The sequence below is a fragment of the Saccharomonospora sp. NPDC046836 genome, from assembly GCF_040645195.1.
Taxonomy (GTDB): Bacteria; Actinomycetota; Actinomycetes; order Mycobacteriales; family Pseudonocardiaceae; genus Prauserella_A.
The window spans coordinates 165,465-190,211 of record NZ_JBEYXW010000004.1 but is presented as its reverse complement, the minus strand read 5'-3'; the positions used below and the strand labels follow the sequence as shown (position 1 = coordinate 190,211).

Below are 24,747 nucleotides of genomic sequence, written 5' to 3'. Positions count from 1 at the left end.
TTCAGCGCAGCACGCAGGCGGTGTCCAGCAGCGCTGTGGTGCGTGGACCGAGGCCGAGCAGGCGGGCGTGCTCGAGGTCTTCCGGGGTGTCGACGTCACTGCGCAGCGAGGGTGCCGAAAGGCCGAGTGGATGTGCGCCCGAGTGGGTGTGCGCCAGCGCGGAACCGTTGCCGAAGTGGGGGTTGAGGGGACGTCCCGGCGCGGACAGCAGCAGCGTGGTGCCGGTGCCCTGCCGGTCGGCGGTGAACGCCCGGTGGCCCGCGGCCTCGGCGAGCGCCGCCGCCAGCTCGGAGGGTCGCAGTGCAGGCAGGTCGGCCTGCAACGCGCCGACCACACCCGCCGGATCGTCGGCACGCAGCAACAGCTCACCGGAGCGCAGCGCGCCGTTGAGCCCGCGCGCACCGTTCTCGCCGGTGACCTCCACACCGAGGTCGCGTAGCTCACCCAGGACCTCGGGGTCGGTGCCGACGACGAGCACGCGGCGGACCCCGGAAGCCGCGACGGCCGCGCGCAGCGTGTCGGCGGCGAGGGCCAGCACCAGCGCGGCATGGCAGCCTGCGCCGGTGGGGTAGCCGAGCGCGCCCCTCAGCCGGGACTTGCCGGCGTGGGGCGGTTTGAGCGGCACGATCAGATCAACGACCACCGGGGCCGGTGGTGCCGTCCGTTCCCTTCGCGTCACCTCACCATCTTTACCCGACCGGCCGCGAATGTGTCTGTGGGAGGATCGACGGACCGTTTGTGGAAGGAGGAGCCTTGGCTGATCGCGAGAAGGGTGGCTTCTGGGTGGGAGCGGCCGCGGTGCTGTTCTACCCGCTGAGCTGGATGAGCCGCAGCGTCTACCAGGGGGCGGAGCGGATTCCGCGTGAGGGCCCTGCGCTGCTCGTGTTCAACCACGTCTCGCATCTGGACCCGGCGCTGGACGCGGTGTTCGTGCACCGTGCCAGGCGGGTGCCGCGGTTCATGGCCAAGGACAGCCTCACCCGGATCCCGGTGTTCGGCAAGATCATGCTGGGCTCGGGCACGATTCCGGTCTCGCGGGGTACAGCCAACGCGGGCGACAGCCTCAGGGCCGCGCACGAGACGCTGCGCGACGGCAGGGTCGTCGTCATCTATCCCGAAGGGACGATCACCAAGGACCCCGAGGGCTGGCCGAAGCGCGCCTACACCGGCGTCGCGCGGCTCGCGCTCGACAACGACGTGCCGGTGATTCCGGTCGCCCGCTGGGGAACCCAGGAGATCTGGAACGGATACACCAAGAAGTTCCGGCCGTTCCCGCGCAAGACGGTGGTCCACTCCGTGGGTGAGCCGATCGACCTGTCGGCCTACCGGGAGAAGGACCGCTCGCAGACCGTGCTGCGGGAGGTCACCGAGCTGCTCATGGACAGCGTGCGCGAGTTGCTCGTCGATGTCCGTGGCGAGCAGCCGCCCGCGAAGCCGGGGGTCGGCGCCTGAGATGTCCGCCATCACTGTGCAGTCGGTTACGGTGCTCGGTGCGGGTTCGTGGGGGACGACGTTCGCGAAGGTGCTCGCCGACGCAGGCCGGGACGTGACGATGTGGGCCCGCCGACCGGAGGTCGCCGCCGAGATCCGCGGCGAGCACACCAACAACGGCTACCTGCCGGGTGTCCGGTTACCGGATCGGATCACCGCGACGACCGGCGCCGCCGAGGCGCTCGCCGGTGCGCAGGCCGTCGTGCTCGCCGTGCCGAGCCAGACGCTGCGCGTGAACCTCACCGGCTGGCGCGATCTGCTGCCGCCCGAGGCGATACTGGTGAGCCTCGCCAAAGGCGTGGAACTCGGCACGCTCAAGCGGATGAGCGAGGTCATCAGCGAGATCGCCGAGGTGCCTGCCGACGAGGTCGTGGTGGTGTCCGGACCGAACCTCGCCAGGGAGATCGCGCAGGGCCAGCCCGCCGCCGGGGTGCTTGCCTGTGTCGACCATGACCGGGCCGTTGCGATCCAGCAGGCGAGCTTCAACTCCTACTTCCGGCCCTACACCAACACAGACGTGATCGGCTGCGAGCTCGGCGGAGCGTGCAAGAACGTCATCGCGCTCAGCTGCGGCATGGCCGCCGGACTCGGCTTCGGTGCCAACACGATGGCGACCCTCATCACGCGCGGCCTCGCCGAGACAGCGCGGCTGGGGGCCAAGCTCGGTGCGGACCCGCTGACGTTCGCCGGTTTGGCCGGAGTGGGCGACCTGGTGGCGACGTGCACATCCCCGCTGTCGCGGAACCGGACCTTCGGCGAGCGGATCGGTCGCGGTGAGGCGGTCGAGCAGGCGCAGGCCGCTGCGGGTGGTCAGGTCGCCGAGGGCGTCATGTCGTGCCGGTCGATCCGCGAGCTGGCGCGCGGTGTCGGCGTGGACATGCCGATCACGGAGGCCATGTACCGGGTCTGCCACGAGGGCATGGACCCCGCCCGGGTCGGCGCCGAGCTCCTCGGCCGCCAGCAGAAGCACGAGTGGTCCTGACAGCCGCCGTGCCGCCACCCGGTCCACGGGCTGGGACGGTTTGCCGGGGTGGGGTGGCGCTGGCACGCTGACGGCGTGCTGCTGCCAGGTGTGTCCGCATGCGACGGTCGGTTCGACCGTCGTGGTGCCGCCTGCGCGCTGTGTCCTTGTTGTTGCCGGTGACCGGTTTCCCACCAGCCAACCCTTTCCCTCTTTCCGCAAGGACAGCTTTTCCATGTTCGCCGTTCCCGAGAACACCGTTGCCGCGGCGCCTGCCGAGAACCCGCTGCTGCGCCACCCCGTCCGCACCGCGCTGGAGTTCGCGACCGACCGCGAGCGCTGGCGCAATGTTCTGCGCTACGACCCCGATGTCCGCTTCGCCGCCTTGCTCGAGCGCACCGCCGGGCAGGAGGTGTGGTTGCTGAGCTGGCTGCCGGGACAGCACACGGGCCTGCACGACCACGGTCAGGCCACCGGGGCTTTCACCGTCGTCACCGGGCAGCTGAGAGAGACCGTCACGCGTCGCTCGCTCGACGGCAGGGTGCTCACTCAGGTGCACACCCCGTCCGCGGGCCAGTCCCGGGTGTTCGGGCCCGGCTACCTCCACGAGGTGCGCAACGACGGACCCGATCCCGCCGTCAGCGTGCATGTCTACCGCACGGGCCGGACGATGCAGTCCTACCAGCTCGACCCGCTCACCGGCCCGGTTCGCGACTGAGTGTGCGTCCGGCGACGTGCCCCGGCACGGCGGCGCCGGCCGGCACATAGCTCGCGGACTCCGGCTCACCGAACATGGTCCGGACCGGCAGCACGCCGGCCCAGGCGGTGCCGTGTGCCAGGTCCTCGGGCTCGTCGACCGGCTCGCCGGAGCGCACCTTCACCGACGCCTCCGTGAGATCCAGTGACAGCACCGCGACAGCGGCGAGCTCCCGTGCATTGGGTTCCCGCGCGTGCTCCCACGAGCCCGGACTGAGGTGCCTGGTGAGAACCCACAGGCCGTGTAGTTTCTCCGCCGGGTCGGTGACCTGGTGGGCGCGCCCATGAACAACAGCACTGCGGTAGTTCATCGAATGGTTGTTTACTGACCGCGCGTAGACAATGCCATCCACAATCGTCACAGTTACGCATACGTCCACGCCCTGCGCGGCCTGTCGCACGTTGCCCGACCCGGTGGACCCGTGAACATAGAGCGTGTCGCCGTCCCGGCCGTAGCCGGTTGGCACGACCACGGGGGAGTCGTGCAGGACGAGGCCGACATGACAGACGAATGCCTCGTCGAGCACCTGATAGAGGGCGGTGCGGTCCTGTGCCGCGCGGTCTTTCTTGCGGGTGAGCGTGCTGCGAGCGGTCGGTGACAGAGGTGCTGACTGCGTCATGCACTACACGATCTCAACCGCAGTGGCATCATGAAACGTCCACAAGTGCGCATTCTTGGGAGGCCACTGTGCGTCGTGGTGACACCGCATTACCGGTCAGTCTGAACAGGGACTCGGGCGTGCCGCTGGCCGTCCAGCTGGCCGACGCACTGCGTGAGTCCGCCGCGTCCGGGCATCTGCGCGGTGGCGACCGGCTGCCGTCCACTCGCGCGCTCGCCGACCGGCTCGGCGTGAGCCGGACGGTGACGTCGGCAGCCTACGAGCAGTTGCATGCCGAGGGCTGGATTCTCGGCAAGCACGGATCCGGAACCTACGTGACCACCTCGCCGCCGGCAGCGCGGCCGGAACGGCGCAGTGTGGTGGCCGCCGACGAGACACCGAACAACCTCGTGGTGCTCACGCCCGGGGTGCCGTGGGCCGAAGGTCTCGACCGGGCGGCCTGGCGACGGGCCTGGCGGGCGGCAGCGGACACGCCACCCGCGACCTACCTGTCGCGTTCCGGGTTCGCCGAGTACCGCGCTGTCATCGCCGAGCACCTGCTGCGTCACCGTGGTCTGGACGTCGGGACCGAGTCGGTCCTGGCCACCGCGGGCACCACGGCGGCGGTGGTCGAGCTGGCGAGCTCGGTTCTGCGCCCCGGCGACCTGGTCGCGGTGGAGGAACCCGGATACCAGCGCGCGGTGCAGGCGTTCCGGCGAGCGGGCATGCGTGTGCTGCCGGTTCCGCTGGATGCCGAGGGTCTGCGCGCGGAGGTCCTGCCCGAGGGGGTACGCGCGGTGTACTGCTCGCCGGCGCACCAGTATCCGATGGGCTGCCGGATGAGCGCGTCGCGGCGCGTCGAGCTCGTGGAACGGGCCCGTGCAGGGAAGTTCCTCGTCATCGAGGACGACTACGACGGCGAGCTGCGCTACGACGTCGCCCCCCTGCCGTTGCTCGCCTCGCTCGCGCCCGACGTGGTCGTCCACCTCGGCACCACGAGCAAGATCCTCACCCCGACCCTGGGCGCGGGGTGGATGGTGGCGCCGCCGTCGGTGACGACGGCCGTGCTGGACTACCGCGAGCTCATCGGAACGCGACCGTCGCCTGCAGGGCAGCGGGTGCTCGTCGAGCTGGCTCGGCACGGCGATCTGGGCAGGCACCTGCGCAGGTTGCGCCGCGAGCTGTCGGAGCGGCGCTCGATGCTGGTCGGCGTCTTCCGCCAGACCGGGATTCCGGTACTCGGTGACGATGCGGGCGCGCACCTGGTTGTTCCACTGGGCTCGGCGGAGGACGAGCGCGCCCGGCTCATGGCGGGCAGGCACCGCGGGCTGCTGCTCGACGGGCTCGGCCGCCACTTCGCCAGGGTGCCGACAGCCTTCGGTGTGGCCGTCGGATACGCCGGGTGCTCGCGGGAGTCCCTTCGCGAGTCGCTGCGGGTGCTCGTCGAGCTTCTTCGCGCAAGGCCCCGGTAGTGTGACGAGCCATGAGTAGCCGCAAGACCCGAGTGGCAGTCGTGTTCGGCGGGCGCAGCACCGAGCACACCATCTCCTGTGTGTCCGCGGGCAGCGTGCTGGCCAACCTCGACTCCGACCGGTTCGAGGTCGTCCCCATCGGCATCACCAGGGCCGGTGGCTGGGTGCTTGGCACGGGCGACGCCGAGGCGCTACGGATCCGCGGCAAGGAGCTGCCGTCGGTCGAGGGCGGTCGCGCCCTGGTGCTGGCAGGCGACCCGACCAGCGAGGGCATCCTTGCGCTCGAGCTCGGCCAGCAGGCCGAGGTGCTCAGCGGAGTCGACGTCGTGTTCCCCGTCCTGCACGGTGCCTTCGGCGAGGACGGGACCATCCAGGGGCTGCTCGAAATGGCCGACATCCCGTACGTGGGGGCCGGTGTGTTCGCCAGCGCCGCAGCGATGGACAAGGAGTACGCCAAGAAGCTGCTCCTCGCGGAGGGGTTGCCGGTCGGCCCCTATGCGACCGTCCGGCGTGGACAGTCGACTCTGGACAGCGCGGAGCGGGAACGGCTTGGCCTGCCGGTGTTCGTGAAGCCGGCACGCGCCGGTTCGTCCATCGGTATCAGCAAGGTGACCGACTGGGCCCAGCTGGACGACGCGATCGTGCTGGCGCGGCAGACCGACCCGAAGGTGCTCGTGGAGGCCGCGATCTCCGGCCGCGAGGTCGAGTGCGGTGTGCTGGAGTTCCCGGACGGCCGGATCGAGGCGTCGCTGCCCGCCGAGATCCGGGTGCTCTCCGACACGGCCGACGCGTGGTACGACTTCGAGACGAAGTACCTCGGTGAGGACGCGGAGCTCGACATTCCCGCCAAGCTCGACGACTCGGTGACCGAACGGCTGCGGGTGTGTGCTGTGCGTGCTTTCGCCGCGCTGGACTGCCAGGGCCTGGCTCGGGTGGACTTCTTCGTCGGCCCCAACGGCGAGCTGACCATCAACGAGGTCAACACGATGCCCGGCTTCACCGCCACCTCGGCCTACCCGAAGATGTGGGCGGTCACCGGCGTCGACTACCCGACGTTGCTCTCGACCCTCGTCGACACCGCCCTCGCCCGCGGTACGGGCCTGCGCTAGCTACTTGAAGCGCACCGGTACCGGTGGCAGTGTGCCGTCCACCGTGTCGGAGATCTGCTGCAGTGGGCCCGTTCCGGCATCGGCCGGCACCGTCAGGGCGACGAAGACCGCGCGATCCACGGCGTACCAGGTGGCTGCGCCCTCGCCGGGTACCTCCAGCCAGCTCACGCCGTTGATCTGGCGCAGCGGCGTCATCGGTGTCAGCTCACGGGGCGTCTCCAGGCCGCAGCGCAGCACCACCGGGTCGCCGTTGCCCCAGGCGACCGTCGCAGGCGGGGCCGGTTCGGCCAGTACGCGCCGGAGCAGCAGCGCGCCGCCCGACTCGAGCTCGGCCGGCGCTGCCTGGACCAGGCTCGTGCACTGCGAGCTGCCCGCCTGCGGAGCGGGGACGGTCACCAGCGGCAGCGGTCCGGTATGGGTGGGCTGTTCCCCGTCGGAAGACGCGAGCAGCCCGAACACGGCCACGACAGCAGCGAGCGCTGCCGCGAGCGCCGCGGCAATGATGATCACGACTCGTGGAGGCGCGCCGGTCTCGGTCACACCTCCACTACAGCACAGAACTACAGATGCACGACGGGGCAGGTCAGCGTACGGGTGATCCCGTCCACGTTCTGCACCTTCGCCACGACCAGCTGGCCGAGCTGGTCGACGTTGTCGGCCGTGGCCCTGACGATCACGTCGTAGGGACCGGTGACATCCTCGGAGCTGGTCACACCGGGGATGCCGGCGATCTCGGCGGCGACGGAGGCTGCCTTGCCGACCTCGGTCTGGATGAGGATGTATGCGTGGACCACGTGGTGTCCCTTCCTATGGATGGGGTTGTGCAAGCTGGGGTAGGAACGTTGACGCAACGTACCCCAACGGGGCAATGATCGGACATCCAATGAGTTTCTGGCTACACCGGAGGTATGTGTGGAGGACAGAGCGGTGCCGGACAGCGGCACCGGCGACACCGTTGCGGCGATCGGTGAGTTCGGGCTGATCCGGGCCATCACCGCGAACCGGACACAGCCGTCGACGACACTGCTCGGCCCTGGCGACGACGCGGCCGTGGTCGCGGCGCCCGACGGCCGCGTGGTGGTGTCGACGGACATGCTGGTGCACGGCGTGCACTTCCGGCTGGACTGGTCCACTCCGGAGCAGGTCGGCCGCAAGGCCGCCGCCGTGAACCTCGCCGACATCGCCGCGATGGGTGCGGTCCCGACCGCCCTCGTGGTCGGGATCGGCTGCCCCGCGGACACCCGGCGCGCTGTGCTCACCGAGCTGGCCGACGGGGTGGCCGCGGAGGCTGCCCGCGCCCACGCCGGCGTGGTCGGCGGCGACCTGGTCCGTGCCGACGAGTTGGTGATCAGTATCACCGCGCTCGGCGACCTCGGCGGGCGGCCACCCGTGTCACGTTCCGGTGCTCGCCCCGGTGACATCGTCGCCGTGTGTGGCCGGCTCGGCTGGGCGGCTGCCGGACTGGCCGTGCTCGGGCGGGGGTTCCGCTCGCCGGTCGGCGTGGTCGGTGCCCAGCGCAGTCCGGAGCCACCGTACGAGGCGGGGCCCGCGGCGGCCGTCGCAGGTGCGACCGCCATGATCGACGTCTCCGACGGGTTGCTCGCCGATCTCGGTCACCTCGCCGAGGCGTCGGAGGTCGGCATCGACATACGCACGGACTTGCTCGACGTTCCGCAGAAGCTCACCGATGTCGGCACCGCGCTCGGCGCCGATCCACTGCACTGGGTGCTGACCGGCGGCGAGGACCACGCCCTTGCGGCGACGTTCCCGTCCTACACCGACCTGCCCGCCGGGTGGGTGCGCATCGGGACGGTGCTCATGCCCGACACCGGTGTGACCGTCGACGGGGTGCCCTACGAGCACGAAACCGGGTGGGAACACTGGCGTTGATCGGGTTGTATGGGCCGGTGCAGATCCATGTAGTCGCTTTCGACCATCCGGACGCCGTCAAGCTGATCGACCTGGTGCAGCAGGAGTACGTGACCCGCTACGGCGACCCCGACGCCACACCCGTCGCGCCCGCCGAGTTCGCGCCGCCGAACGGCATCTTCTGCGTCGGCTACCTCGGCGACGAGCCGGTCGCGTGCGGTGGCTGGCGGGCGCACGACGGGCCCGAGCCGCAGTTCCTGCCGGGGGACGCCGAGCTCAAGCGGATGTTCGTCGTGGAATCGGCGCGGGGCAACGGGTACGCCCGCGAGATGCTGGCCGAGCTCGAGCGCACCGCGCTGGCCGCCGGGCGCAGGCGAACGGTGCTGGAGACCGGTACCGAGCAGCCGGAGGCGATCGCGTTGTACCGTTCGTCGGGCTACACCGACATCCCCGGCTTCGGCGTGTACCGGTGCGCGCCGGAAAGCGTCTACCTCGCGAAGGAACTGGTGCCCTAGATGGCGATCTACGCGCTCGGCGAGCTCGAGCCCAGCATCCATCCGGACGCCTACGTCCACCCCGACGCCACCCTGATCGGCGACGTGCGGATCGGCGCGCACGCCTCGGTGTGGCCACAGACGGTGCTGCGCGGTGACCACGGCTACATCGAACTGGGCGAGCGGTCCAATGTGCAGGACGGCTGCGTGCTGCACTGCACCCGGCTGGACCCGACGATCCTGGGCGCCGGCTCGGCGATCGGGCATGCGGTACACGTCGAGGGCGCGCGGATCGGCTCCGGCTGCCTCATCGCGTCCGGCTCGGTGGTGCTCAACGGCACGGTCATCGAGGACGGTGGGATGGTCGGCGCCGGCGCGGTGCTGTCGTACAACTCGCACGTGCCGTCGGGGCACATCGCGCTGGGGGTTCCGGCGAAGACCAGGCCCAATGTCTCGTTCGGTCCGGAGCAGATCGCCCGCGTGGTCGAAAGCTATGTCATGCGCGCGAAGCAGTATCGTGCCGAGCTGCGAAGGCTCGATTGATCAACCGCTATCCTCGCTTGCCGTGACCTCACGACCGCTGCACGAGATCGTCGAGCCGGGCTGGGCGCAGGCGCTGGCGCCCGTCGAAGCCAACATCGCCAAGATGGGGGAGTTCCTACGCACCGAGGTCGCCGCCGGGCGTACCTATCTGCCGTCCGGGGACAACATCCTGCGAGCGTTCCGGCAACCGCTGGCCGATGTGCGCGTGCTGATCGTCGGCCAGGATCCGTACCCGACGCCGGGACATGCCATCGGTCTCTGCTTCGCAGTCGCCCCGGACGTCCGGCCACTGCCCAAGAGCCTGGTCAACATCTACCAGGAGTACTGCGACGACCTCGGCCACCCGCAGCCGTCCACCGGCGACCTCACACCGTGGACCGAGCAGGGTGTGCTCCTGCTGAACAGGGCGCTCAGCGTGCAGCCCGGCAAGCCGAACTCGCACCAGGGCAAGGGCTGGGAGGAGATCACCGAGCAGGCGATCACGGCGCTCTCCGCCCGCGACGAGCCACTCGTGGCGATCTTGTGGGGCAGCAACGCGCGCAGGCTCAAGCCGTTGCTCGGATCGGTGCCGTGCATCGAGTCGGTGCACCCCAGCCCACTGTCGGCACGCAACGGCTTCTTCGGCTCGCGTCCGTTCAGCCGCGCCAACGAGTTGCTGGCCAAGCAGGGCGCCGCGCCGATCGACTGGAAGCTGCCGTAGCGCGTCCCTAACAAACACCCAAGGCCACCAAGGTTTGCGTAGATCAGACACTGCGGCGCGAAGCGTCTCCGTTTGGGTGGTGGTGGGAGACGGGCGGGCGCAACCAAGGTGGCCTTGGGGAGCGTAAAAAGCACGAAGCCCGGTGGATCGCGATGATCCACCGGGCTTCGTCGAAATTCTGGCGTCAGCCCCGAACGACCTTGCCCGCCTTGATGCAGGAGGTGCACACGTTCAGGCGCTTCCGCTGGGAGAGCCCGATCTTGGCGTGCACGGTCTGGATGTTCGGGTTCCACCGACGGCTGGTACGCCGGTGAGAGTGCGAGACCGACTTGCCGAAGCCCGGCCCCTTGCCACAGACGTCGCACACGGCAGCCACGTCGAACACTCCTCGAAGAAATAGGTAAACAAACCCACCCGGCGAACACCGGGCAACTCGAACAGGGTAGCCGGTGCTCTCCCGGCGAGCGCAGCCGGGTCGCTACCCTCGCCAGGACCCCTCGACACCAGCACGGAGGATACCGGTGCAGGCTTTGGACGCGGCGGCTGTGCAGGCGTGGGCCGCCGCCTGTGTGCACAGCCTGGGAGCGCTGCGAGCGGACATCGACGGCATCAACGTCTATCCGGTTGCCGACTCCGATACCGGTTCGAACCTGCTGTACACGCTCACCGCGGCGCATGCCGCGCTGGCCGAGCGGGCCGCCCCCGGCGGGGCAGGGGACGCACTCGGCGTGTTCGCCCGCGGTGCGGTGGCCGCCGCACGGGGCAACTCCGGCGTCATCATCTCCCAGGTGTTGCGTGGCCTCGCCGAGTCGGCAGCCGGCACGGCCGAGCTCGATGGACCGGGCCTGGTCGCGGCGCTGAAACGGGCCGACACACTGGCCACGGGTGCGGTCGCCCGCCCGGTCGCGGGCACGATGCTCAGCGTCCTGCACGCCGTCGCCATCGCCGTCGAGGACGGTTCGCTCACCGAAGTCGCCACGACAGCCGCGAAGGCTGCTGCCGACGCACTGGAGGAGACGCCGCACCAGCTCGCGGCGCTCGCGGTCGCCGGTGTCGTCGACGCGGGCGGCCGCGGTCTCGTCGCGATGCTGGACGCGCTCGTGGGGGTCGTCACGGGCACGAGCGGGGAGCCGGAGCACGCACTGGCCGTGCCGGAACTCGCGCTGCCTGCGCCACGGGCGTGGGAGGTGATGTACCTGCTCACCGGTGCCGAGGAAGCGGCACTGCCCGCACTGCGCAGGGCACTGGCAGGGCTCGGCGACAGCGTCACGGTCGCCGGCGACGGTGCCGGTAACCACGCGGTCCACGTGCACTGCGCCGACATCGGTGCGGCGATCGAGGCCGGGCTGCGCTACGGCAGGCCGCACCGGGTTCGCGTGGAACCGCTGATGACCCCGGCCCCGGTGGAGACCGCGGCGGCGCGCGGGGACCGGGCAGTGGTCGCGGTGGTGCACGGCGACGGGCTCGCCACGCTCCTCGCCGGCGAGGGCGTTCCGGTCCTGCAGGTCGGCGCGGACACCGAACCCAGCACCGAGGAGCTGCTCGGCCTCGTCACCGAGACGGCGGCCAGCCACGTGACCGTGCTGCCGGGTGGTATCGAGCTGACCGCGGCGGCCGAGCGGATCGCAGGGCATCCGGTGCTCGCCGATCGTGACGTCGTGGTGGTGCCCTGCGCCTCCGGGGTGCAGGTGCTCGCGGCGATCGCGGTGCACGATCCCGACCGGAGGGCGGGCACCGACGCCGTCGCGATGGCCGAGGCGGCGGCCGCAACCCGGCGCGGCGATATCGTGGTGGCCGGGGAGGATTCCATCACCTGGGTCGGCCGGGCGCTGGCCGGTGACGTCCTGGGACTGGTGGACGGCGAGGTCGTCCTCATCGAGCGGCCCGGCAGGGCCGAGGCGGCCGCATTCGCCGTACTGGAACGGATGCTCGCGCTCGGCGGGGAACTGGTCACGATCCTCACCGGCGAAGGCGCTCCCGAGGGGATCGCGGATGTGCTGGCCGAGCATCTGCGTGCCGAGCGGCCGGAAGTCGAACTGGTGTGCTATTCCGGTGGGCAGACCGATGCGCTGCTGCTGATGGGTGTGGAGTGATGACTGGGCTGGACGAGGCGCTGTCGAGGGTGCTGGGCGCCAAGACCGCGAAGGCGCTGGCGAACTCGCTGGACATCAATACCGTGGCACAGTTGCTGCGGCACTACCCGCGCCGCTACGCCCGGCGCGGTGAGCTCACCGACATCGCCGGGCTCGAGATCGGCGAGCACGCCACCGTGCTGGCCCGGATCGAGCACGCCACCAAGAAGCCGATGCGCCAGCGCAAGGGCTCGATCCTCGAGGTCACCATCACCGACGGCAGGCGCAGGCTCTCGTGCGCGTTCTTCGGTAACCAGGCGTGGCGGGAGCGGGAGCTGCGGCCGGGGCGCACCGGATTGTTCGCCGGCAAGGTCACCGCGTTCCGCAATACGTTGCAGCTGGCCAACCCGGAGTACGAGCTGATCGATCCTGACGGCGATGGTATCTCCACAATGGACAGTTTCCTCGCGGAGATCATCCCGGTTTATCCAGCGGCTGCAGGGATCCAGTCGTGGACGATCGGCTACGCGGTGCGCCAGGTGCTCGACACGCTCGACCGCGGCGACGACCCGCTGCCGGAGTGGCTGCGTGACCAGCACGGTCTCGGGCATCTGTTCGACGCGCTGCGCCACATCCACCGGCCGGAGAGCTTCGAGGAGCTGGACGCCGCCCGCGAGCGGCTCAAGTGGGACGAGGCGCTGGCGATCCAGCTGATCTTCGCCCAGCGCCGCCACTCCGTCGCGTTGCGCCCTGCCCCCGCCTGCCCGCCCGTGCCGGGCGGGATCGCGGCGGCGTTCGACGAACTACTGCCGTTCCAGCTCACGCAGGGACAGCGGGAGGTCGGCGCGAGAATCGCCGCGGACCTCGCCGGTGCGCACCCGATGAACCGGCTGCTGCAGGGCGAGGTGGGCAGCGGCAAGACCGTGGTGGCGCTGCGCGCGATGCTGCAGGCGGTGGACGCGGGCAGGCAGGCGGCGATGCTCGCCCCGACCGAGGTGCTCGCGGCGCAGCACGCCCGTTCGCTGCGGGCGATGCTCGGGGAGCTCGGCCGGGCAGGGGAGCTGGGTGCCGCCGACAACGCGACCAGCATCACGCTGCTCACCGGGTCGATGTCTCAGAAGGAACGCAAACAGGCGCTGCTCGACATCGCCAGCGGCGCGGCGGGCATCGTCGTCGGAACACACGCACTGATTCAGGAGCACGTGACGTTCGCCGACCTGGCGTTCGTGGTGGTCGACGAGCAGCACCGGTTCGGTGTCGAGCAGCGCGACGCCCTGCGCTCCCGTGGTGCCGACGACACCAGCCCGCACGTGCTGGTGATGACGGCGACCCCGATCCCGCGGACCGTCGCCATGACCGTGTACGGCGACCTGGAGGTCTCGTCGCTGCGGGAACTGCCGGCAGGGCGCTCGCCGATCTCGACCACCGTTGTGCCCGTGGCCGAGAAGCCCACCTGGCTGGACCGGGGGTGGCAGCGGCTCGTCGAGGAGGCGCGCAAAGGGCACCAGGCGTACATCGTGTGCCCGCGGATCGGCGACGAGCCGCCCGCCGACAACAACTCGGACAAGCGGCCCGCGATCGCCGTGCTCGACCTGGCTCCGCAGCTGGCCGAGGGCCCGCTGGCCGGCCTGCGGATCGGGGTGCTGCACGGGCGGATGCCCAGCGACGACAAGGACTCGGTGATGCGGGACTTCGCCGCGGGCAAGCTGGACGTGCTGGTGGCGACGACGGTCATCGAGGTCGGCGTGAACGTGCCGAACGCGACACTCATGATGATCATGGACGCCGATCGGTTCGGGGTGAGCCAGCTGCACCAGCTCCGTGGTCGTGTCGGCCGGGGTGACGTGCCGGGCCTGTGCCTGCTGGTCACCGACTCGATCGACGGCACGAGCACGCGGGCACGGCTCGCCGCCGTGGAGTCGACGCTGGACGGCTTCGAGCTGTCCCGGCTCGACCTCGAGCTCCGGCGGGAGGGGGACATCCTCGGTGCCGCACAGTCCGGCAAGCGTTCGGGGCTGAAGTTGCTGTCCCTGCTGGAGGACGAGGACCTGATCGCGCAGGCCCGCACGGTCGCACTGCGGATCGTCGGCGACGACCCGGCGCTGGCCGGCCACCTCGGCCTCGCACGGATGGTGGCCGATCTCATCGACACCGATCGCGCGGAGTTCCTGGACAAGTCGTAGCGGGAGCGTTTCGTCCCCCAAGGCCACCTTGGTTGCGTTCAACGCGACCAAGGTGGCCTTGGGGACTCCCACGATGGTGGTACTCCGGTTTCGCCTCCGTGGCCTAGGCGGTAGACGGGTGCGCATGCGAATTCGACTGGCAACGTCCCTGCTCGCAGCCTGCACCGCCACCGTTCTGACAGCCCTTCCAGCGCAGGCCGATCCGGGTGCGCAGCCCGACCCGCCCAGCTGGGGGCTGGACCGGATCGACCAGCGGCAGGGGGGTGACCAGCTCGATCAGACCTACCACTACACCGGTGACGGCACCGGGGTCACGGTCTACGTCATCGACTCCGGCGTCGATGGCACCCATCCCGACTTCGGCGGGCGGGTCGCCGGCGGCAAGGATTTCATCGACGGCGACGACCATCCCGCCGACCTCAACGGTCACGGCACGAGCCTCGCCGGGGTGATCGGCGGTCAGGCGCACGGTGTCGCGAAGGGGGTGCGGATCGTGCCCGTGCGGGTGCTCGACGAGAACGGTGCCGGCAACGGCCTCAGCGTTGTCGCTGGTATCGACTGGGTCGTCAACAACGCACAGCAGCCCGCGGTCGCGGTGATCGGGGTAGGCGGTCCGCCGAGCGACCTCGTCGACCAGGCGGTGCGCGGGCTGGCCGCGCTCATGCCGGTGGCGGTCGCCGCGGGTGGGGCCTCCGCCGATGCCGGACTGAGCTCTCCGGGCCGGGTGCCCGAGGTGCTGACCGTCGCGGCCAGTGACCGGACCGACACGGCAGCGGCGACATCGAACTTCGGCCCCGCCGTCGACCTCTACGCGCCGGGCGCGGACATCACGGCGCCGGGCCTCGGCGGTGGCACGGCGGTGCTGTCCGGTACCTCGGTGGCGGCCGCGCACGTTGCCGGGGCCGCGGCGCTGTACCGGGCGGTGCATCCGGAGGCCACGGCCGAGGAAACCACGGCCGCGGTTGTGGCAGGCGCGACGCAGGACGTGCTCACCGGTGTACCGGAGGGCACAGCCAACCGGCTGCTGTACACCGGCGCGGAAGCCGGCCCCGGCCAATCCGGTCCATAAGCTGGGAGCGAACTCCCGAAGTCCGGGACTTTCGAGGTAACGTTCCTCGGACCGATCCGAGCAAAGGGAAGGACCGGGAATGTTCCGCAAAGTGCTCGTCGCCAACCGTGGCGAGATCGCCATCCGCGCGTTCCGTGCTGCCTACGAGCTGGGCGCGGGGACGGTTGCCGTGTTCCCGTACGAAGACCGCAACTCGTTGCACCGGTTGAAGGCGGACGAGGCCTACGAGATCGGCGAGCCGGGGCACCCGGTGCGCGCCTACCTCTCTGTCGACGAGATCGTCCGCGCCGCCCGCAAGGCCGGAGCCGACGCCGTCTACCCGGGCTACGGGTTCCTGTCGGAGAACCCCGATCTCGCGCGCGCGTGCGAGGCCGCGGGGATCACCTTCGTCGGGCCGACTGCGGAGATTCTCGAGCTGACCGGCAACAAGGCCCGCGCGGTGACCGCTGCCCGTGCGGCAGGCGTGCCGGTGCTCGGCTCGTCGGAGCCATCCTCCAATGTGGACACTCTGGTCGCGGCTGCCGAGGAGCTCGGCTTCCCGTTGTTCGTCAAGGCCGTCGCCGGTGGTGGTGGCCGTGGCATGCGCAGGGTCGAGCAGCCGCGCGCGTTGCGCGAGTCGATCGAGGCGGCCTCGCGCGAGGCCGAGTCCGCGTTCGGCGACCCCACGGTGTTCCTGGAGAAGGCGGTCGTGGAGCCGCGGCACATCGAGGTGCAGATACTGGCCGATGGTGAGGGCGAGGTCATCCACCTCTACGAGCGCGACTGTTCGGTGCAGCGCCGCCACCAGAAGGTGATCGAGCTGGCGCCCGCGCCGAACCTCGACCCCGAGCTGCGGGAGCGAATCTGTGCCGACGCGGTGAAGTTCGCCAGGCAGATCGGCTACCGCAACGCCGGCACCGTGGAGTTCCTCGTCGACCGCGAAGGCAACCACGTCTTCATCGAGATGAACCCGCGTATCCAGGTCGAGCACACGGTCACCGAGGAGGTCACCGACGTCGACCTGGTGCAGTCGCAGCTGCGCATCGCCTCCGGCGAGACGCTGGCCGACCTCGACCTGGCGCAGGACCGGATCTACCTGCGTGGCGCGGCCCTGCAGTGCCGCATCACCACCGAGGACCCGGCGAACGGTTTCCGCCCGGATACGGGCATGATCAGCGCCTATCGCTCGCCCGGCGGATCGGGCATCCGGCTCGACGGCGGTACGACCTTCGCCGGTACCGAGATCAGTGCGCACTTCGACTCGATGCTGGTCAAGCTCACCTGCCGCGGCCGGACGTTCGCCACCGCCGTGGACCGCGCTCGCCGTGCCGTTGCGGAGTTCCGGATCCGTGGTGTCGCTACGAACATCCCGTTCCTGCAGGCCGTTCTCGACGACCCCGACTTCCAGGCAGGCCGGGTCACGACGGCGTTCATCGAGGAGCGGCCACACCTGCTGACCGCGCGGCATTCCGCCGACCGCGGGACCCGGTTGCTGACCTATCTCGCCGACGTGACCGTCAACAGGCCCAACGGCGAGCGGCCCCGGCTCATCAACCCCGACGAGAAGGTCCCCACTCTGTCCGAAGTGGACCCACCGGCGGGGTCGAAGCAGAAGCTGACGGAACTCGGGCCGGAGGGGTTCGCCCGCTGGCTGCGGGAGTCGCCGACGATCGGTGTCACGGACACGACTTTCCGCGACGCCCACCAGTCGCTGCTCGCCACGCGGGTGCGTACCAAGGACCTGCTGGCGATCGCGCCGGTGGTGGCGCGCACCGTGCCGCAGCTGCTGTCGGTGGAGTGCTGGGGCGGTGCGACCTACGACGTTGCGCTGCGGTTCCTCGCCGAGGACCCGTGGGAGCGGCTCGCGGCTCTGCGGAAGGCCATGCCGAACATCTGCCTGCAGATGTTGTTGCGTGGCCGCAACACCGTGGGGTACACGCCGTACCCGACCGAGGTGACCGATGCGTTCGTCGAGGAGGCGACCGCCACCGGTATCGACATCTTCCGGATCTTCGACGCGCTCAACGACGTCGAGCAGATGCGGCCCGCGATCGAGGCCGTGCGCGCGACCGGCTCGGCCGTGGCCGAGGTGGCGCTGTGCTACACCTCGGATCTGTCCAATCCGGCCGAGAAGATCTACACGCTCGACTACTACCTCAAGCTGGCCGAGCAGATCGTCGGCGCCGGCGCGCACGTGCTGGCCATCAAGGACATGGCAGGACTGCTGCGGGCGCCCGCGGCGGTGAAGCTGGTGACCGCGCTGCGCCGGGAGTTCGACCTGCCGGTGCACATCCACACCCACGACACGGCGGGTGGTCAGCTCGGTACCTACCTCGCCGCGATCGGTGCGGGTGCCGATGCGGTGGACGGTGCCGTTGCCTCGATGGCGGGCACGACCTCGCAGCCGTCGCTGTCGGCGATCGTCGCCGCCACCGACTACTCGGACCGGCCGACTGGTCTGGACCTACAGGCGATCGGCGACCTCGAGCCCTACTGGGAGACGGTGCGCAAGATCTACGCACCGTTCGAGGCGGGTCTTGCCTCGCCGACGGGGCGTGTGTACCACCACGAGATCCCGGGTGGCCAGCTGTCGAACCTGCGCACGCAGGCGCGGGCGCTCGGGCTGGGCGACCGGTTCGAGGACATCGAGGCCATGTACGCCGCGGCCGACAAGATCCTGGGCCACCTGGTGAAGGTCACGCCCTCCTCGAAGGTCGTCGGCGACCTCGCCCTGCACCTGGTGGGCGCCGGGGTGTCGCCCGACGAGTTCGAGGCGGAACCCGGCAAGTTCGACATCCCGGACTCGGTCATCGGGTTCCTGCGCGGCGAGCTGGGCGACCCGCCGGGCGGCTGGCCGGAGCCGTTCCGCACCAAGGCCCTTGCGGGCCGTGGCGAGCGGAAGCCGGTGGCCGCACTGTCCGATGAGGACCGTGCCGACCTGGTGAAGGACCGGCGGGCCGCGCTGAACCGGCTGCTGTTCCCCGGGCCGACGAAGGAGTTCCTGGCCCATCGTGAGGCCTACGGCGACACCAGTGTGCTGCCCAGCAAGGACTTCTTCTACGGGCTCCGCCCCAGCGAGGAGTATGCGGTGGACCTGGAGCCCGGCGTGCGTCTGCTGATCGAGCTGGAGGCCATCGGCGAGGCGGACGAGCGGGGTATGCGGACCGTGATGGCGACGCTGAACGGTCAGCTCCGCCCGATCCAGGTGCGCGACCGCGCCGTAGCCTCGGACCTGCCTGCGAAGGAGAAGGCCGACAAGAACAACCCGAAGCACATCGCGGCGCCGTTCGCGGGTGTGGTGACGACGCAGGTGGCAGAGGGCGACACGATCGAGGCGGGCGCGACCGTCGCCACCATCGAGGCGATGAAGATGGAGGCCGCGATCACCGCACAGGAAGGCGGTACCGTTCAGCGCCTCGCCATCAACTCGGTACAGCAGGTGGAGGGCGGCGACCTACTGATCGTCCTCGAGTAACCGGGACCCTTGCCGCCCGGCTACCCGAGCCGCGAGTCCCCCGCCCAGGTGCGCGAGTCCCCCGCCCGGGCCCGCGAGTTGCCCGCTCAGGTCGGCGAGTTGCCCGCCCGGGTGCGCGAGTTGCCCGCCCAGGCCCGTGAGTCGCCCGCTGGGGCGCGCGAGTCCCCCGACCGGGCGGGCGAGTGCCCGGCGAGGGCCGCGAGTATCTCCTCTGGGTCCGGGCTTGCGTTGGGACGGGAGTCCGGCAGTCGCGTTGCTGGGCGCCAACCAGCGGCAACTCCGCGGCTGGAGCGGGGAACTCGCGGACTGGGGCGCGCAACTCGGCGGCTGGAGCGGGGGACTCGGCGGCCGGAGCGGGGGACTCGCCGGCTGGGGCGGGGGACTCGCGGACCGGAGCGGGGGACTCGCCGGCTGGGGCGGGGGACTCGCCGGCTGGGGCGGGGGACTCGCGGATAGGGTGGCCGGCGTGCTGGTTCACGCGGTACCGCAATGGCAGGGGGCGTTGTGGCCTGGTGCCAGGGATCGGCTGGTAACCGGGTGCCGGGTACTCGCCGCCCTCGCGGGCGAGGTGCTGGGCACCGAGGTCCACGAGGTGCCGGTCGCCGCTGCCGGATCGTCCACACACGCCGGATCGTGCGCACACGTCGGATCATCCACAGTAGACGGTATTGGCAACAGGCAGGCGCTGATCGAGAATCGGCAGGCCCAGCTGGCCGCGCTGGAGGCGCCCGAAGGGCGCGTGCTGACCATCGGCGGCGACTGTGGTGTGGACCTCGTACCGATCGGCGTCGCGCGCTACCGCCACGGCGCCGGGCTTGCCGCCGTCTGGTTCGACGCGCACGCCGACTGCAACACGGCGGCGAGTTCCCCTTCCGGCGCCTTCCACGGCATGGTGCTGCGCTCGCTGCTCGGCGACGGCGATCCCGATTTCGCAGCCAGCCCAGCGCTCGAACCCGGTCGCGCGGTGCTCGCCGGCACCCGTGCGTTCGACCCCGCCGAACGGCGAGCTGTTGCCGATGGACTGGTCCGCCACGTGCCCGTTCCCGCCGATCCGGACACCCTGCGCCGCACCGTCGCCGACACCGGTGCCGCGACCGTCTACCTGCACCTCGACCTCGATGTGCTGGATCCGGCCGAGTTCGACGGCACCCATTACCAGGAGCCGGGCGGGTTGACGATCGGCCAGCTCGTCGCCGGCATCGACAGCCTCTCCGCGTTCGAGATCACCGGTGCGGCGATCACCGAGTGCGCCGCCACCGAACCCGCCGACGTTCTTCGCTTGGCTCCCGTGCTCGAAGCCGTGGGGCGGCTACTGCGTGGGTGACGGCGACCCGCCATTGTGGGCGGGATCGGCGGCCGCATGCCCCGCGGCGAAAAGCATGGTCGGGACCTCGGTGTTCGGGACGCCGAGCAGACTCGCCAGCGCCGCGTCGTCGAACCCGGCCACCGCGCAGCACGCCAGCCCCAGTGCCGTGCCGACGAGGTAGAGGTTCTGTACCGCGACGCCGGAATCGACGTGCAGCGTCCGGTAGTGCCGCAGCGGGTACTTGGCGAACGCCACATCCAGCCGCGCGGTCAGCGCGAGCGACACGGCCGCGCGCTGCGCGAACTCGGGCTGCACGTACACCTCCTGCAGCGCGTCGAACGGATCCCCGGTGCTCAGCTCGACCAGCTCGTGCGAGACGGCCTCGTAGCGGTAGACCCCCGGAGGGATCTGCTCGGCGCGGCGGACGACGAGGTAAGCGCGCAGGATGTCCAGCCCACCCGCACTCGGCGCCATGCTCAGGGGATAGTCGTTCACGCCGTACGCCGGGACGAAACGTTGCACGCCGACCGAGAACCGCAGCCAGGCACTCAGCGCTGTGAGCTCCAGATCCCGATCGGCGTAGCGGTAGGCCGATCGGCGAAGGGCCAGCGTGGCAACGAGGTCCGCCTGTGGCGGGTGCACATCCGGCAACGGCAAACGCCGCCCGCCCTGCAGCGCGGCCCGCAGTACCGGGCTCTGTGAGTTGAGCAGCCGGTGCACCGCCAATGCCTGCTCGGTGGTCTGCCGGTCGCCCATCACACCTCCGGTCGCCTCCCGCTGATCACGGCACCGGCATCGTAACCCGATCGGGTAAAGATGTTGCTACTTTGCGAGCTCGGCGACCAGTTCGTAGGATCGTTTACGATCCTCCTGATCGTGGACCATGGTGGTGATCATGATCTCATCGGCGTCCGTGTCGGCCAGCAGCGAGTCGAGTCCTTTGCGGACGGTCTCCGGCGACCCGACGATGTTGCTGCCCATCCGGTCCTCGATGAACGCCAGGTCGAGGTCGGTGTAGGGGTAGTCGGCAGCCTCCTGCGGCGTCGGCAGCGGGATCGGCCTGCCCTTGCGCAGGCTGAGGAACGTCAGCCCGCCCGGCGCGGCGATCCAGCGCGCGTGCTCGTCGGTGTCGGCGCAGATGACGGACGCGCCGAGCAGCACGTACGGCTTGTCGAGCACCGCTGATGGCCGGAAGGACTCCCGGTACAGGCGCACGGCAGGCAGCGTGTTCTCCGCGCTGAAGTGATGCGCGAATGAGAACGGCAGCCCCAGCATGCCGGCGAGTTGCGCGCTGAAGCCGCTCGAGCCGAGTAGCCAGATCGGCGGCTTGTTGCCTTCGGCGGCGACCGCGTTGACCGGGCGGTCGGCGTCCGGTTCGAAGTAGGCGATCAGCTCGGCGAGCCGTTGCGGGAAGTCCTCGGCGCTGAGCCCGGCAGGCCCGCGCAGTGCGTAGGCCGTCCGCTGGTCCGTACCCGGCGCACGACCGATCCCGAGGTCGATTCGCCCTGGATGCAGTGCTTCCAGCGTGCCGAACTGCTCGGCCACCACCAGCGGTGCGTGGTTGGGCAGCATCACCCCGCCGGAGCCGACCCTTATCCGCTCGGTGGCGTCGGCGACGTGTGCGATCAGCACCGCCGTCGCCGAGCTGGCGATGCCCGGCATGTTGTGGTGTTCCGCCAGCCAGTAACGGCGGTAGCCGAGCTGCTCGGTGTACCTGGCCAGGTCGAGCGTATTGCGGAACGCGGTGGCCGCGTCCCCGCCGCTGACGACGGGTGACAGGTCGAGAACGGACAGCGGGATGTCACGCAGGGAGGTCACGTTCCACGTCAACGCGCCTGGCCCGCGCCTGCATTCCCGTCAGTGCGCGTCGGGGAGCCAGTCGTCGTCGGACGCGAGCACCGTCAGCAGCTGGGTCGCCCTTGTCAGTGCCACGTAGAGCACCCGGCGGCCGGTCAGCGACTCGGTGATCAGCTCGGTCGGTTCGAGCAGCACCACGGCGTCGTACTCGAGGCCCTTGGCGTCGAGGCTGCCCACGACCTTCAGCCGGTCCTCGGCCTGCCCGGTCAGCCAGCCCTCCACCTCGGCGACCCGGTCCATCGCGCAGACCACGCCAACGGTCCCCTCGACCGCGCCGAGCAGTTCCTTCGCCGCCACCTGCAGCGCGCTCTCCCTCGCCACCGGCTCGATGGTCCGGACCTGTGGTGCCAGCCCGGTCTCGCGCACAGCGTGCGGCAGCTGGCCGTCGTCGGCGTGCCCCGCGACGACCCGCGCGGCCAGGTCGAAGATCTCCGCCGAGTTGCGGTAGTTCGTGCGCAACGTGTAGCGCCTGCGCTGGGTGCGGCTGCCGAACGCCTGATCGCGCGCCTGCGCGGCCTCGGCCGGGTCCGGCCAGGAACTCTGCACCGGGTCACCGACGATCGTCCAGCTCGCGTACTTGCCGCGCCGGCCGATCATCCGCCATTGCATGGGGGAGAGGTCCTGCGATTCGTCGACCACGACGTGCGAGTACTCGTCGTAGTGCTCGGGCCGCAGCCGTGCCCCTGCGTCGCGGGAGTCGCGTGCCTGCTCGGCGTCCAGCTCGAGCCGCTGACGCCTGCGGCGCTTCGGCGGCGGGCCGATGAGCACGCGCAGTTCGTCGAGCAATGGGATGTCGGCAACCGACCAGCCCTGCGACCGGTCGGCCATGGACGCGGCGAGCAGCGCGATCTCGGCAGGGCTGAGCAACTGCTTCGCCGTACGGCTGAGCCTTCGCTCGTCACTGAGCCAGCGCAGCACCTCGCCCGGGTAGAGCACCGGCCACCACACGACCAGGAACCGGTGGAAGTCGATGCGCTCGCCGAGTTCGGTGATCAGGTCGGCGCGCTCGATCGTTTTGCCGTCGGCGCGCGCGTACTCCTCTGCCTTGTCGGCCAGCGCTCCCAGCAGGGTCTCCGCCGCCCGAATCCGCGACCGGTTCGGCGGCCCGCCCTGGCCGTGTACCTTGCGGCGCACCTTCTCCAGCTCTTTGGCGCCCAATTTGAGCACCTCGCCGCGGTAGACGATGCGCATCTCGGTGGGTGCGTCCGGTGGGGTGTCCCGCATGGCCTTGAGCAGGACCTTGCGCATGCGCAGCGAGCCCTTGACCGCCGCCAGCGGCGCCGGGTCGTGGCGTGTCGCGTCGATCCCGTCGAGAACCTGCCCCAGCGCGCGTAGCTCGACGTTGGTCTCACCCATCGACGGAAGTACGCGCGAGATGTAGTTGGTGAACACCCCGGAAGGTCCGACCACCAGCACGCCGGCGCCGCCGAGCTGCCGCCGGTAGCGGTAGAGCAGGTACGCCGCCCGGTGCAGGGCGACGGCGGTCTTGCCGGTCCCCGGTCCACCGGTGATCTCGGTCACCCCGCGCCACGGCGCGCGAATGACCTCGTCCTGCTCCTTCTGGATCGTGGCCACGATGTCGCGCATCTGCTCGCCCCGCGAGCGGCCCAGCGCGGCCATGAGGGCGCCCTCGCCAACGACGTTCATGTCCTCGGGTACCGCGTCCGGGATCAGCACGTCATCGTCCACATCGAGCACTGACTGCCCCGAGCAGCGGATCACCCTGCGGCGCACCACATCCATCGGTTCCTCGGCGGTGGCCTGGTAGAACGCCGCCGCTGCCGGCGCGCGCCAGTCGGTGACCAGGTTCTCGAACTCCGCATCGCGGATACCGAGCCTGCCGACGTACGCGGCCTCGGAACCGGTGTGGTCGAGCCTGCCGAACACCAGGCCCTCGTACTCGGCGTCGAGCGTCTGCAGCGTCTGGTTGGCGTGATGCACCATCATGTCCCGCTCGAACAGCATCGAGGCCTGCTCGAAAACGGCTTCGCGCTGGGCGCCGTGACCGATCTCGTAACCCCTGGCCCGCATGGCCTCGGCCTGACTGCGGAGTTCCGCGAGCCGGGCGTACACCCGGTCCACGTGGGACTGTTCAATGGCGATCTCGGCCCGTCTGACCCGAGGTTCCGACACTCAGCGCTCCTGCAGCAAAATCGCCGGGAAGGGGAAGAACGACAATACGCGCTCGCTCCTTGGGCATCACCAGGTCCCGCCCAGTCTCACAGTCTCGGGCAGGATGCTGGGGTGACCAGAATCGTGGCCGGGCGGGCGGGCGGGCGGAAGCTGCGCGTTCCGCCGCGCGGTACCCGCCCGACGTCGGAGCGGGTGCGCGAGGCGCTGTTCAACGCGCTCGAGGTCGCCGGTGAGCTCGACGGTGCCAGAGTGCTCGACCTCTACGCGGGGTCCGGCGCACTGGGCCTCGAGGCGTTGTCCCGCGGTGCCGCCGATGTGCTGTTCGTGGAGGCCGATCGCCGTGCCGTTGACGTGCTGCGCGGGAACGTCACGCTGCTCGGGCTGGGCGGCACGGTCCGGCACGCCAAGGTCGAGGTGGTGGTCGCCGAACCGGCTGCCGCGCCGTTCGACATCGTGCTCGCCGATCCGCCGTACGCGCTCAGTGGCGACCGGCTCAGTGCCGTACTGACAGATCTCGCGGACCGCGGCTGGCTCACCGAGGGTGCGCTGGTGATCGTCGAGCGGGCGCTGCGCGACGGCGAACCCCAGTGGCCGCAGGCACTGCATGCCCTGCGTACCAAACGCTACGGCGACACGGCGCTGTTCTGGGCCGAGTATCTCGTCACACCGCGCGCGTAGG

23 protein-coding genes are annotated in these 24,747 nt (G+C 70.4%); 15 read left to right on the top strand and 8 right to left on the bottom strand.

The window, feature by feature from the left end:
* Position 1: 1 nt before the first annotated feature.
* Positions 2-643, bottom strand: coding sequence for a 2-phospho-L-lactate guanylyltransferase (gene cofC, locus ABZ863_RS07595; RefSeq protein WP_358532410.1), 642 nt, complete (start codon positions 641-643; stop codon positions 2-4).
* Positions 644-753: 110 nt separating this feature from the next.
* Here cofC and ABZ863_RS07590 point away from each other — a divergent pair, with 110 nt between their 5' ends.
* From ABZ863_RS07590 to ABZ863_RS07580, 3 genes are all read left to right on the top strand, one after another.
* Positions 754-1,452, top strand: a complete 699-nt coding sequence (locus ABZ863_RS07590) for a lysophospholipid acyltransferase family protein (protein WP_358532129.1) — start codon at positions 754-756, stop codon at positions 1,450-1,452.
* Between the two features lies 1 nt (position 1,453).
* Entirely contained in the window at positions 1,454-2,473 is a 1,020-nt protein-coding gene (locus ABZ863_RS07585) for an NAD(P)H-dependent glycerol-3-phosphate dehydrogenase (RefSeq protein ID WP_358532127.1), read from the top strand.
* A 214-nt stretch (positions 2,474-2,687) separates the two neighbouring features.
* Positions 2,688-3,170, top strand: a complete 483-nt coding sequence (locus tag ABZ863_RS07580) for a cysteine dioxygenase family protein (RefSeq protein WP_358532125.1) — start codon at positions 2,688-2,690, stop codon at positions 3,168-3,170.
* Here the strand turns inward: ABZ863_RS07580 and ABZ863_RS07575 are convergent.
* Positions 3,148-3,828, bottom strand: a complete 681-nt coding sequence (locus ABZ863_RS07575; RefSeq protein WP_358532124.1) for a pyridoxamine 5'-phosphate oxidase family protein — start codon at positions 3,826-3,828, stop codon at positions 3,148-3,150. The genes ABZ863_RS07580 and ABZ863_RS07575 overlap by 23 nt on opposite strands.
* A 68-nt stretch (positions 3,829-3,896) precedes the next feature.
* Here ABZ863_RS07575 and ABZ863_RS07570 point away from each other — a divergent pair, with 68 nt between their 5' ends.
* Both ABZ863_RS07570 and ABZ863_RS07565 read left to right on the top strand, forming a co-directional pair.
* A complete protein-coding gene (locus tag ABZ863_RS07570; RefSeq protein ID WP_358532122.1) occupies positions 3,897-5,279 on the top strand; it encodes a PLP-dependent aminotransferase family protein in 1,383 nt (460 codons plus the stop codon).
* Positions 5,280-5,290: 11 nt separating this feature from the next.
* Positions 5,291-6,388, top strand: a complete 1,098-nt coding sequence (locus ABZ863_RS07565) for a D-alanine--D-alanine ligase family protein (protein WP_358532120.1) — start codon at positions 5,291-5,293, stop codon at positions 6,386-6,388.
* On the opposite strand, the gene ABZ863_RS07560 is transcribed toward ABZ863_RS07565, so the two are convergent.
* The gene (locus ABZ863_RS07560; protein ID WP_358532118.1) at positions 6,389-6,928 is read right to left on the bottom strand and encodes a DUF3515 domain-containing protein; all 540 of its coding nucleotides are present in this window, start codon (positions 6,926-6,928) and stop codon (positions 6,389-6,391) included. It abuts the gene before it with no gap.
* A 20-nt stretch (positions 6,929-6,948) separates the two neighbouring features.
* A complete protein-coding gene (locus ABZ863_RS07555) occupies positions 6,949-7,182 on the bottom strand; it encodes an Lrp/AsnC ligand binding domain-containing protein (protein WP_358532116.1) in 234 nt (77 codons plus the stop codon).
* A gap of 118 nt (positions 7,183-7,300) precedes the next feature.
* Here ABZ863_RS07555 and ABZ863_RS07550 point away from each other — a divergent pair, with 118 nt between their 5' ends.
* From ABZ863_RS07550 to ABZ863_RS07535, 4 genes are read left to right on the top strand one after another with little or no spacing between them, the layout of a single operon-like run.
* A complete protein-coding gene (locus ABZ863_RS07550) occupies positions 7,301-8,278 on the top strand; it encodes a thiamine-phosphate kinase (protein WP_358532114.1) in 978 nt (325 codons plus the stop codon).
* Between the two features lie 17 nt (positions 8,279-8,295).
* Entirely contained in the window at positions 8,296-8,772 is a 477-nt protein-coding gene (locus tag ABZ863_RS07545; RefSeq protein ID WP_358532112.1) for a GNAT family N-acetyltransferase, read from the top strand.
* Positions 8,773-9,294, top strand: a complete 522-nt coding sequence (locus tag ABZ863_RS07540) for a gamma carbonic anhydrase family protein (protein ID WP_358532111.1) — start codon at positions 8,773-8,775, stop codon at positions 9,292-9,294. It abuts the gene before it with no gap.
* Positions 9,295-9,316: 22 nt separating this feature from the next.
* Complete coding sequence (locus tag ABZ863_RS07535; protein WP_358532109.1) at positions 9,317-9,994, top strand: uracil-DNA glycosylase; 678 nt, start codon at positions 9,317-9,319, stop codon at positions 9,992-9,994.
* Positions 9,995-10,178: 184 nt separating this feature from the next.
* Here ABZ863_RS07535 and rpmB read toward each other — a convergent pair whose 3' ends face one another.
* On the bottom strand, positions 10,179-10,370 hold the full coding sequence (gene rpmB / locus ABZ863_RS07530; RefSeq protein WP_153030126.1) for a 50S ribosomal protein L28: 192 nt from the start codon (positions 10,368-10,370) through the stop codon (positions 10,179-10,181).
* A 145-nt stretch (positions 10,371-10,515) separates the two neighbouring features.
* Between rpmB and ABZ863_RS07525 the strand changes: the two genes are divergently transcribed.
* From ABZ863_RS07525 to ABZ863_RS07505, 5 genes are all read left to right on the top strand, one after another.
* Positions 10,516-12,087: a DAK2 domain-containing protein gene (locus tag ABZ863_RS07525; protein WP_358532107.1), complete on the top strand. Its 1,572-nt coding sequence runs from the start codon at positions 10,516-10,518 to the stop codon at positions 12,085-12,087.
* A complete protein-coding gene (gene recG, locus ABZ863_RS07520) occupies positions 12,087-14,249 on the top strand; it encodes an ATP-dependent DNA helicase RecG (RefSeq protein ID WP_358532105.1) in 2,163 nt (720 codons plus the stop codon). The genes ABZ863_RS07525 and recG overlap by 1 nt, the downstream gene beginning before the upstream one ends.
* Positions 14,250-14,373: 124 nt before the next feature.
* On the top strand, positions 14,374-15,318 hold the full coding sequence (locus ABZ863_RS07515) for a S8 family serine peptidase (RefSeq protein WP_358532103.1): 945 nt from the start codon (positions 14,374-14,376) through the stop codon (positions 15,316-15,318).
* 79 nt (positions 15,319-15,397) lie between these two features.
* Positions 15,398-18,772: a pyruvate carboxylase gene (locus ABZ863_RS07510; RefSeq protein ID WP_358532101.1), complete on the top strand. Its 3,375-nt coding sequence runs from the start codon at positions 15,398-15,400 to the stop codon at positions 18,770-18,772.
* 223 nt (positions 18,773-18,995) lie between these two features.
* Positions 18,996-20,096 (top strand): arginase family protein, encoded by a 1,101-nt coding sequence (locus tag ABZ863_RS07505; RefSeq protein WP_358532100.1) that lies wholly within the window; start codon positions 18,996-18,998, stop codon positions 20,094-20,096.
* Here ABZ863_RS07505 and ABZ863_RS07500 read toward each other — a convergent pair.
* From ABZ863_RS07500 to ABZ863_RS07490, 3 genes are all read right to left on the bottom strand, one after another.
* Entirely contained in the window at positions 20,082-20,834 is a 753-nt protein-coding gene (locus ABZ863_RS07500; RefSeq protein ID WP_358532098.1) for a SagB family peptide dehydrogenase, read from the bottom strand. The genes ABZ863_RS07505 and ABZ863_RS07500 overlap by 15 nt on opposite strands.
* Positions 20,835-20,900: 66 nt before the next feature.
* Positions 20,901-21,896, bottom strand: coding sequence for an LLM class flavin-dependent oxidoreductase (locus tag ABZ863_RS07495; protein ID WP_358532096.1), 996 nt, complete (start codon positions 21,894-21,896; stop codon positions 20,901-20,903).
* Between the two features lie 39 nt (positions 21,897-21,935).
* Positions 21,936-24,068, bottom strand: a complete 2,133-nt coding sequence (locus ABZ863_RS07490; RefSeq protein ID WP_358532094.1) for an AAA family ATPase — start codon at positions 24,066-24,068, stop codon at positions 21,936-21,938.
* A gap of 111 nt (positions 24,069-24,179) precedes the next feature.
* Between ABZ863_RS07490 and rsmD the strand changes: the two genes are divergently transcribed.
* The gene (rsmD, locus tag ABZ863_RS07485) at positions 24,180-24,746 is read left to right on the top strand and encodes a 16S rRNA (guanine(966)-N(2))-methyltransferase RsmD (RefSeq protein WP_358532093.1); all 567 of its coding nucleotides are present in this window, start codon (positions 24,180-24,182) and stop codon (positions 24,744-24,746) included.
* Position 24,747 lies beyond the last annotated feature (1 nt).